Origin of the sequence: Streptococcus oralis (assembly GCF_001579175.1) — a bacterium.
Lineage (GTDB): Bacteria > Bacillota > Bacilli > Lactobacillales > Streptococcaceae > Streptococcus > Streptococcus oralis_O.
In genome coordinates, this window is record NZ_KQ970760.1 from 527,901 (window position 1) to 536,457 (window position 8,557).

At 43.5% G+C, this 8,557-nt stretch carries 10 protein-coding genes and 1 pseudogene; 10 read left to right on the forward strand and 1 reads right to left on the reverse strand.

Translation table 11 applies throughout. The features are described from left to right. From SORDD24_RS11725 to SORDD24_RS06985, 10 genes and pseudogenes are all read left to right on the forward strand, one after another. Positions 1–414 (forward strand): annotated as a pseudogene (locus tag SORDD24_RS11725) (DNA polymerase III subunit delta'); the annotation flags it as partial. A 36-nt stretch (positions 415–450) separates the two neighbouring features. Further along, positions 451–768, forward strand: coding sequence for a DNA replication initiation control protein YabA (gene yabA / locus SORDD24_RS06945; protein ID WP_000358227.1), 318 nt, complete (start codon positions 451–453; stop codon positions 766–768). Positions 769–770: 2 nt separating this feature from the next. Beyond that, on the forward strand, positions 771–1,649 hold the full coding sequence (rsmI, locus tag SORDD24_RS06950) for a 16S rRNA (cytidine(1402)-2'-O)-methyltransferase (protein WP_061408995.1): 879 nt from the start codon (positions 771–773) through the stop codon (positions 1,647–1,649). Positions 1,650–1,782: 133 nt separating this feature from the next. Beyond that, positions 1,783–3,117 carry a methylenetetrahydrofolate--tRNA-(uracil(54)-C(5))-methyltransferase (FADH(2)-oxidizing) TrmFO gene (trmFO, locus tag SORDD24_RS06955; protein ID WP_061408998.1) on the forward strand — a complete coding sequence of 445 codons (1,335 nt, stop codon included), beginning with the start codon at positions 1,783–1,785 and terminating at the stop codon, positions 3,115–3,117. 83 nt (positions 3,118–3,200) lie between these two features. Beyond that, positions 3,201–3,938 carry a UMP kinase gene (pyrH, locus tag SORDD24_RS06960; protein WP_000002990.1) on the forward strand — a complete coding sequence of 246 codons (738 nt, stop codon included), beginning with the start codon at positions 3,201–3,203 and terminating at the stop codon, positions 3,936–3,938. A gap of 7 nt (positions 3,939–3,945) precedes the next feature. After that, positions 3,946–4,503 carry a ribosome recycling factor gene (frr, locus tag SORDD24_RS06965; RefSeq protein ID WP_061409001.1) on the forward strand — a complete coding sequence of 186 codons (558 nt, stop codon included), beginning with the start codon at positions 3,946–3,948 and terminating at the stop codon, positions 4,501–4,503. 59 nt (positions 4,504–4,562) lie between these two features. Then, a complete protein-coding gene (gene cvfB / locus SORDD24_RS06970; protein WP_049489399.1) occupies positions 4,563–5,417 on the forward strand; it encodes an RNA-binding virulence regulatory protein CvfB in 855 nt (284 codons plus the stop codon). 11 nt (positions 5,418–5,428) lie between these two features. Further along, complete coding sequence (locus SORDD24_RS06975; protein WP_061409003.1) at positions 5,429–6,034, forward strand: GrpB family protein; 606 nt, start codon at positions 5,429–5,431, stop codon at positions 6,032–6,034. Further along, complete coding sequence (locus tag SORDD24_RS06980; protein ID WP_001232084.1) at positions 6,031–6,246, forward strand: YozE family protein; 216 nt, start codon at positions 6,031–6,033, stop codon at positions 6,244–6,246. The genes SORDD24_RS06975 and SORDD24_RS06980 overlap by 4 nt, the downstream gene beginning before the upstream one ends. Positions 6,247–6,326: 80 nt before the next feature. Next, positions 6,327–7,313, forward strand: a complete 987-nt coding sequence (locus SORDD24_RS06985; RefSeq protein ID WP_061409006.1) for a PhoH family protein — start codon at positions 6,327–6,329, stop codon at positions 7,311–7,313. 53 nt (positions 7,314–7,366) lie between these two features. Here the strand turns inward: SORDD24_RS06985 and ald are convergent, their stop codons facing one another. Beyond that, positions 7,367–8,479: an alanine dehydrogenase gene (ald, locus tag SORDD24_RS06990; protein ID WP_061409009.1), complete on the reverse strand. Its 1,113-nt coding sequence runs from the start codon at positions 8,477–8,479 to the stop codon at positions 7,367–7,369. Positions 8,480–8,557: the final 78 nt, after the last annotated feature.

An 8,557-nucleotide genomic window follows, 5' to 3' on the forward strand; every position in this document is an offset into this window, starting at 1 on the left:
ATTTTTCACTTTAAAAAGCAAGAAGAAAAGCTCATCCATCAATTAGAACAAGCAGGTCTGGTCAAGAAAAAAGCGACTCTTTTAGCTCAGTTTAGTCAATCGCGTGCTGAAGCAGAAAAACTGGCAAACCAAGCAAGTTTTTGGACCTTGGTGGATGAAAGTGAGCGCCTGCTGACTTGGTTAGTAGCCAAGAAAAAAGAGAGTTATTTGCAGGTAGCCAAATTAACCAGCTTGGCAGATGACAAGGAAAAACAAGATCAGATCTTGCGAATCCTCGAAGTCCTCTGTGGTCAGGATCTCTTGCAAGCAAGAATACGACAGATTTTACAAAATTTGCTAGAAGCTAGAAAAATGTGGCAGGCTAATGTCAGCTTTCAAAATGCCATGGAATATCTAGTCTTGAAAGAAATATAAACTCAATGAAGGATAAAGAAAGGAAAGGGCTGGTTTATGGATAAGAAAGAATTATTTGATGCGCTGGACGATTTTTCCCAACAGTTATTGGTGACCTTGGCCGATGTGGAAGCCATCAAGAAAAATCTCAAGAGCTTGGTAGAAGAAAATACAGCTCTTCGTTTAGAAAATAGTAAGTTGCGCGAACGCTTAGGTGAGGTGGAAGCAGATGCTCCCGTCAAGGCCAAGCATGTTCGTGAAAGCGTCCGTCGAATCTATAAGGACGGGTTTCACGTATGTAATGATTTTTACGGCCAACGCCGCGAGCAGGACGAGGAATGTATGTTCTGTGATGAGTTGTTATATAGGGAGTAAGCATGCAGATTCAAAAAAGTTTTAAGGGACATTCTCCCTATGGCAAGCTTTACCTTGTAGCAACGCCGATTGGCAATCTAGACGATATGACCTTTCGTGCCATCCAGACCTTGAAAGAAGTGGACTGGATTGCTGCTGAGGACACGCGCAATACTGGTCTCTTGCTCAAGCATTTTGATATTTCGACAAAGCAGATCAGTTTTCATGAGCACAATGCCAAGGAAAAAATTCCTGATTTGATTGGTTTCCTGAAAGCAGGGCAAAGTATTGCTCAGGTCTCCGATGCGGGTCTGCCCAGTATCTCAGACCCTGGGCATGATTTAGTCAAGGTAGCCATCGAAGAAGATATTGCTGTTGTCACAGTTCCAGGTGCCTCTGCAGGGATTTCTGCCTTGATTGCTAGCGGATTGGCGCCACAACCACATATCTTTTACGGCTTCTTACCGAGAAAATCAGGCCAGCAAAAGCAATTTTTCGACTCAAAAAAAGGCTATCCTGAAACTCAGATTTTCTATGAATCGCCCCATCGTGTGGCGGATACATTGGAAAATATGCTAGCAGTTTACGGCGACCGCTCGGTGGTCTTGGTTAGAGAATTGACCAAAATCTATGAAGAATACCAACGAGGAAAGATCTCTGAATTGTTAGAAAGCATCGCTGAAACGCCACTCAAGGGTGAATGCCTTCTCATCGTTAAAGGTGCCAGACAGGATGTGGAGGAAAAGGATGAGGAGGACTTGTTTTCAGAAATCCAAGCACGTATCCAGCAAGGCATGAAGAAAAATCAAGCCATTAAGGAAGTCGCAAAACACTACCAGTGGAATAAAAGCCAGCTCTACGCTGCCTACCACGATTGGGAAGAGAAACAATCCAACGAATAAACAGGGAAGTTTGCCTTCTTCCCTTTTTTTGTTATACTAGTAAAAGAAAAATTAGAAAGATTTGTGGGTGTCAAACAATCCAGGGGCTTGTTTGGATATGGACGGATGTTCCACCCAAAGAGGTATTAGTGTCGTGTCTCAATCTTATATCAATGTTATCGGAGCAGGTTTAGCGGGGTCTGAAGCTGCCTACCAAATCGCAGAACGTGGTATTCCAGTTAAGCTCTATGAAATGCGTGGTGTCAAGTCAACACCTCAGCACAAAACAGACAATTTTGCAGAGTTAGTTTGTTCCAATTCTCTTCGTGGGGATGCTTTGACCAATGCTGTTGGGCTCCTCAAGGAAGAAATGCGTCGCTTGGGTTCGGTCATCTTGGAATCTGCTGAGGCTACACGTGTTCCTGCAGGTGGGGCGCTTGCGGTGGATCGAGATGGTTTCTCTCAGATGGTAACCGAAAAAGTAGCCAACCACCCTCTGATTGAAGTAGTTCGTGATGAAATTACAGAATTGCCGACGGATGTTATTACGGTTGTAGCGACTGGTCCTTTGACCAGCGATGCCCTAGCTGAGAAGATTCATGCCCTTAATGATGGCGATGGCTTCTATTTCTACGATGCGGCAGCGCCTATTATTGATGTCAATACTATTGATATGAGCAAGGTCTATCTTAAGTCTCGTTATGACAAGGGAGAGGCGGCCTACCTCAATGCCCCTATGACCAAGCAAGAGTTTATGGATTTCCATGAAGCCTTGGTCAATGCCGAGGAAGCTCCGCTCAATTCTTTTGAAAAAGAAAAGTACTTTGAAGGTTGTATGCCTATCGAAGTCATGGCAAAACGTGGCATTAAAACCATGCTCTATGGCCCTATGAAACCAGTTGGTCTGGAGTATCCAGATGACTATACAGGCCCTCGTGATGGAGAATTTAAAACACCTTATGCGGTTGTCCAACTCCGTCAGGATAATGCGGCTGGTAGTCTCTACAATATCGTTGGATTCCAAACCCACCTCAAATGGGGAGAACAAAAGCGTGTCTTCCAAATGATTCCAGGTCTTGAAAATGCTGAGTTTGTCCGTTATGGGGTCATGCACCGCAATTCTTATATGGATTCACCAAATCTTCTTGAACAGACTTACCGTTCTAAGAAACAACTAAACCTTTTCTTTGCTGGTCAAATGACGGGTGTGGAAGGCTATGTTGAGTCAGCAGCATCAGGCTTGGTTGCAGGTATTAACGCAGCTCGACTCTTCAAGGGAGAAAGCGAGGCTATTTTCCCAGAGACAACAGCGATTGGAAGTCTAGCGCATTACATCACCCATGCGGACAGCAAACACTTCCAGCCCATGAATGTCAACTTCGGTATTATCAAGGAGTTGGAAGGCGAGCGTATCCGTGATAAGAAGGCTCGTTATGAAAAAATTGCAGAGCGTGCTCTTACTGATTTAGAGGAATTTTTAACTGTCTAATTTTTTTCAAAGAATTGCTCATGGTACTATAAAAATCTTAGAAATTGTGATAAAATAGGTAGGATGAAAAAAGGAGAGTAAAAATGGCGAACCCCAAGTATAAACGTATTTTAATCAAGTTATCAGGTGAAGCCCTTGCTGGTGAACGTGGCGTAGGGATTGATATCCAAACAGTTCAAAAAATTGCAAAAGAGATTCAAGAAGTTCATAGTCTAGGGATCGAAATTGCCCTTGTTATTGGTGGAGGAAATCTCTGGCGTGGAGAACCTGCTGCAGAAGCAGGAATGGACCGTGTTCAGGCAGATTACACTGGAATGCTTGGGACTGTTATGAATGCTCTTGTGATGGCAGATTCATTGCAACAAGTTGGCGTAGACACGCGTGTTCAAACAGCTATTTCTATGCAACAAGTTGCAGAACCTTACGTACGTGGACGTGCCCTTCGCCATCTTGAAAAAGGGCGTATTGTTATCTTTGGTGCCGGAATTGGTTCACCTTACTTCTCAACAGATACAACAGCGGCTCTTCGTGCAGCTGAAATTGAAGCAGATGCCATTCTGATGGCTAAAAACGGTGTAGATGGTGTTTACAATGCCGATCCTAAGAAAGACAAGACAGCCGTTAAGTTTGAAGAATTGACCCACCGTGATGTTATCAACAAAGGTCTTCGTATCATGGACTCAACTGCTTCAACCCTCTCTATGGACAACGACATTGACTTGGTTGTTTTCAACATGAACCAACCAGGCAACATCAAACGTGTCGTATTTGGTGAAAATATCGGAACAACAGTTTCAAACAATATCGAAGAAAAGGAATAAGAAAATTATGGCTAACGCAATTGTAGAAAAAGCTAAAGAGAGAATGGCCCAGTCTCACCAATCACTCGCTCGTGAATTTGGTGGTATCCGTGCTGGTCGTGCCAATGCAAGCTTGCTGGACCGTGTCTTTGTTGAATACTACGGAGTAGAAACTCCTCTCAACCAAATCGCTTCTATCACCATTCCAGAAGCGCGTGTCTTGTTGGTAACGCCATTTGACAAGTCTTCATTGAAAGACATCGAACGTGCCTTGAACGCTTCTGATCTTGGTATTACACCAGCTAATGACGGTTCTGTGATCCGCTTGGTTATCCCAGCTCTTACAGAGGAAACTCGTCGTGACCTTGCCAAAGAAGTGAAGAAGGTCGGTGAAAATGCTAAAGTGGCTGTCCGCAATATCCGCCGTGATGCTATGGATGAAGCTAAAAAGCAAGAAAAAGCAAAAGAAATCACTGAAGACGAATTGAAGACTCTTGAAAAAGAGATTCAAAAAGTAACAGACGACGCTGTGAAACACATCGACGACATGACTGCCAATAAAGAAAAAGAAATCTTGGAAGTCTAAAAATAAACAGAAAAACTCAGTTGGCATTGCTGGCTGAGTTTTATTCGAAAGAAGGAAATATGAATACAAATCTTGCAAGTTTTATCGTTGGACTCATCATCGATGAAAATGACCGTTTTTACTTTGTGCAAAAGGATGGTCAGACTTACGCCCTTGTCAAGGAAGAAGGCCAACATACAGTAGGGGATACGGTCAAAGGTTTTGCCTACACGGATATGAAGCAAAAACTCCGTCTAACAACCTTAGAAGTGACTGCCACTCAGGACCAATTTGGTTGGGGAACCGTAACGGAAGTTCGTAAGGACTTGGGTGTTTTTGTTGATACCGGTCTACCTGATAAAGAAATCGTTGTGTCACTGGATATCCTACCTGAGCTCAAGGAACTCTGGCCTAAGAAGGGCGACAAACTCTACATCCGTCTTGAAGTGGACAAGAAAGACCGAATCTGGGGACTCTTGGCTTATCAGGAAGACTTCCAACGTCTGGCTCGTCCTGCCTACAACAACATGCAGAACCAAAACTGGCCAGCCATTGTATATCGTCTCAAGCTGTCAGGAACCTTTGTCTATCTACCAGAGAATAACATGCTTGGTTTTATTCACCCAAGTGAGCGCTACGCAGAGCCACGTTTGGGGCAAGTGTTAGATGCGCGTGTCATTGGTTTCCGCGAGGTTGACCGAACTCTGAACCTATCCCTCAAACCACGTTCCTTTGAGATGTTAGAAAATGATGCCCAGATGATTTTGACCTACTTGGAAAGCAATGGCGGTTTCATGACCTTGAATGATAAGTCTTCTCCTGAGGACATCAAAGCAACCTTTGGCATTTCTAAAGGTCAGTTCAAGAAAGCACTCGGTGGTTTGATGAAGGCTGGCAAAATCAAGCAAGACCAGTTTGGTACAGAGTTGATTTAGGTCTTATAGACATGATAAAGAAACTTGAAGAAATGAGTTTAGAGGAACTCTGGCAACTTTTTCCGATTTTTCTAGTAGAGCACAAGTTAGAGTGGAAAGACTGGTATGAATTAGAAAAAGCAAATCTAATAAAAATATTGGGTGCAAATGTTATTAAAAGAATAGAACATATCGGTAGCACTGCTATCCCTAATATTTGGGCCAAAAATATCGTTGATATTCTGTTAGAAGTAGGTAGAAAAGAGGATTTAGCAAGAGTCAGGGATTTATTGGTGAAGAATGGTTGGCTAGTGATGTCGGAGAGTCCTAACAGGATTTCGCTAAATAAAGGCTATACAGAGCAGGGATTTGCTGAGAAAGTTTTTCATTTACATTTGCGAATGACGGGAGATCATGACGAGATTTATTTTAGAGATTATCTCTGCCAGCATCCAGATATTGCCCAAGCGTATCAGGAATTAAAACTCAGTTTGTGGAAACAATTTGAACACAATCGAGACGCCTATACAGATGCGAAAACGGATTTTATAAACCACTACGTTTCAGAGGCTAAGTCCAGTAATTTTCAAGAATCAGAAAAGTTTTATCAAAAAAGTCTTGATAGGAGAAAGAATTGAGAAAATCATTTTACACTTGGCTCATGACCGAGCGAAATCCGAAAAGTAATAGCCCAAAAGCCATCTTGGCAGATCTCGCTTTTGAGGAGTCAGCTTTTCCAAAACACACGGATGATTTTGATGAGGTGAGTCGCTTTTTGGAGGAACATGCCAGTTTCTCTTTTAACTTAGGAGACTTTGACGCCATCTGGCAAGAATACTTAGAACACTAGAGACAATGAGATGAGGCTAGTATTTTATTGTTCTCTTTGCTATAATAAAAAGAAATAAATGGATTAGAGAGGTTCTTTATTTGAAGGAACATTCAATAGACATTCAACTGAGTCATCCAGATGACCTGTTTCATCTTTTTGGTTCCAATGAACGCCATCTTCGTTTGATGGAAGAAGAGCTCGATGTGGTGATTCATGCCCGTACGGAGATTGTGCAGGTTTTGGGAGAAGAAGCTGCATGTGAGGAAACCCGTCAGGTTATCCAAGCCTTGATGGTTTTGGTGAATCGTGGAATGACCGTTGGAACGCCAGATGTGGTGACAGCGATTAATATGGTTAAAAACGATGAAATCGACAAGTTTGTCGCCCTTTACGAAGAAGAAATCATCAAGGATAATACTGGGAAGCCTATCCGTGTCAAAACCTTGGGCCAAAAACTTTATGTGGACAGTGTCAAACAGCATGATGTGACCTTTGGAATTGGGCCTGCAGGGACAGGGAAGACCTTTCTTGCAGTGACTTTGGCAGTGACTGCCCTTAAACGTGGGCAGGTCAAGCGGATTATCCTTACTCGTCCAGCAGTGGAAGCAGGTGAGAGTCTAGGTTTCCTTCCGGGTGATCTCAAGGAGAAGGTGGATCCTTACCTTCGACCAGTTTATGATGCCTTGTATCAGATTCTCGGCAAAGACCAGACCACCCGTCTCATGGAGCGTGAAATCATTGAAATCGCGCCCCTTGCCTATATGCGTGGACGGACCTTGGATGATGCTTTTGTCATTCTCGATGAGGCGCAAAATACGACTATCATGCAGATGAAGATGTTCTTGACGCGTTTAGGTTTTAATTCGAAGATGATTGTCAATGGAGATATCAGCCAGATTGACCTTCCGCGTAACGTCAAGTCTGGTTTGATTGATGCCCAAGAAAAGCTCAAGAACATTCACCAAATTGACTTTGTTCATTTTTCAGCCAAGGATGTGGTTCGTCATCCAGTTGTCGCTCAGATTATCCGAGCTTATGAACCAGCTCCAGTTAAGGTTGAAGAAAAGAAGGAAGAGACAGAATAACAAAAGAAGAGCAGTTCAGATGTGAACTGCTCTTTTTTAATGAGTGTCTAGCTTTAAACAAGTTCGTCGATAGACGTATGATCTTTATCGAGTCCTTGAGCAACTGGGAGGCTAGTTAAGTAACCTTGATAAGTGGTCACACCTTGACGCAAGCCCTCATCTTCAGAGATTGCTTGTGCGAATCCTTTGCCGGCCAAAGCTTCGATATAAGGAAGAGTGACATTGGTTAGGGCGATAGTAGAGGTACGAGCAACTGCACCAGGGATATTGGCAACGGCATAGTGGAGAATACCGTGTTTTTCATAGACGGGTTCATCGTGCGTGGTCACACGGTCAGCTGTCTCGATAACGCCACCTTGGTCAACGGCTACGTCAACGATGACAGAGCCTGGACGCATTTGTTTGACCATCTCATCTGTCACCAATTTCGGTGCTTTAGCACCAGGGATAAGAACCGCTCCAATTACCACATCAGCATCTCTCACACTGGCTTCAATGTTGAAAGAATTTGACATAAGAGTTTGGATTTGGTTCCCAAAGACTTCCTCTAACACTGAGAGACGTTTCGCACTGATATCTAAAATAGTCACTTGAGCACCAAGTCCGAGGGCGATGCGGGCAGCATGTGTCCCGACGACACCGCCACCGATAATGGTTACTTTTCCTTTTGGAACACCCGGCACACCACCTAGTAGGACACCAGAACCACCAGCTTGCTTAGTAAGGAAGTGAGCTCCGATTTGAACAGCCATACGACCAGCAACCTCACTCATAGGAACGAGGAGTGGTAGTTGTCCTTGATTATCACGAACAGTTTCATAGGCAATTCCTGTTGTTTTTGCTGCTAACATAGCATCTGCTAATTCTGGCGCAGCGGCCATGTGCAAGTAGGTGAAGAGGAGAAGATCGTCGCGTAAGTATCCGTATTCAGAACCTAGTGGTTCTTTTACTTTCACGACTAACTCTGCTGCCCAGGCTTCAGCAGCAGTAGCAACAATCTCAGCTCCTTGCTTTTGATAGTCAGCATCAGTAAATCCTGAACCAAGACCAGCATTTGTTTCGATGAGGACGCGATGTCCACGAGAAACTAAGCTATGGACACCAGCAGGTGTGAGGGCGACACGGTTTTCGTTATTTTTAATTTCTTTTGGAATTCCGATTAACATAAAGGTTGTCTCCTTATTCTATATCTGGATCCTAATCATAACAATCACAGAGAGAACCAGATCATTTATTGTGATGTA

Coding starts and splice junctions, on each gene's coding strand:
- yabA (WP_000358227.1), top strand. CDS start 451: ATGGATAAGAAAGAATTATTTGATGCGCTGGACGATTTTTCCCAACAG.
- rsmI (WP_061408995.1), top strand. CDS start 771: ATGCAGATTCAAAAAAGTTTTAAGGGACATTCTCCCTATGGCAAGCTT.
- pyrH (WP_000002990.1), top strand. CDS start 3,201: ATGGCGAACCCCAAGTATAAACGTATTTTAATCAAGTTATCAGGTGAA.
- frr (WP_061409001.1), top strand. CDS start 3,946: ATGGCTAACGCAATTGTAGAAAAAGCTAAAGAGAGAATGGCCCAGTCT.
- cvfB (WP_049489399.1), top strand. CDS start 4,563: ATGAATACAAATCTTGCAAGTTTTATCGTTGGACTCATCATCGATGAA.
- SORDD24_RS06975 (WP_061409003.1), top strand. CDS start 5,429: ATGATAAAGAAACTTGAAGAAATGAGTTTAGAGGAACTCTGGCAACTT.
- ald (WP_061409009.1), bottom strand. CDS start 8,479: ATGTTAATCGGAATTCCAAAAGAAATTAAAAATAACGAAAACCGTGTC.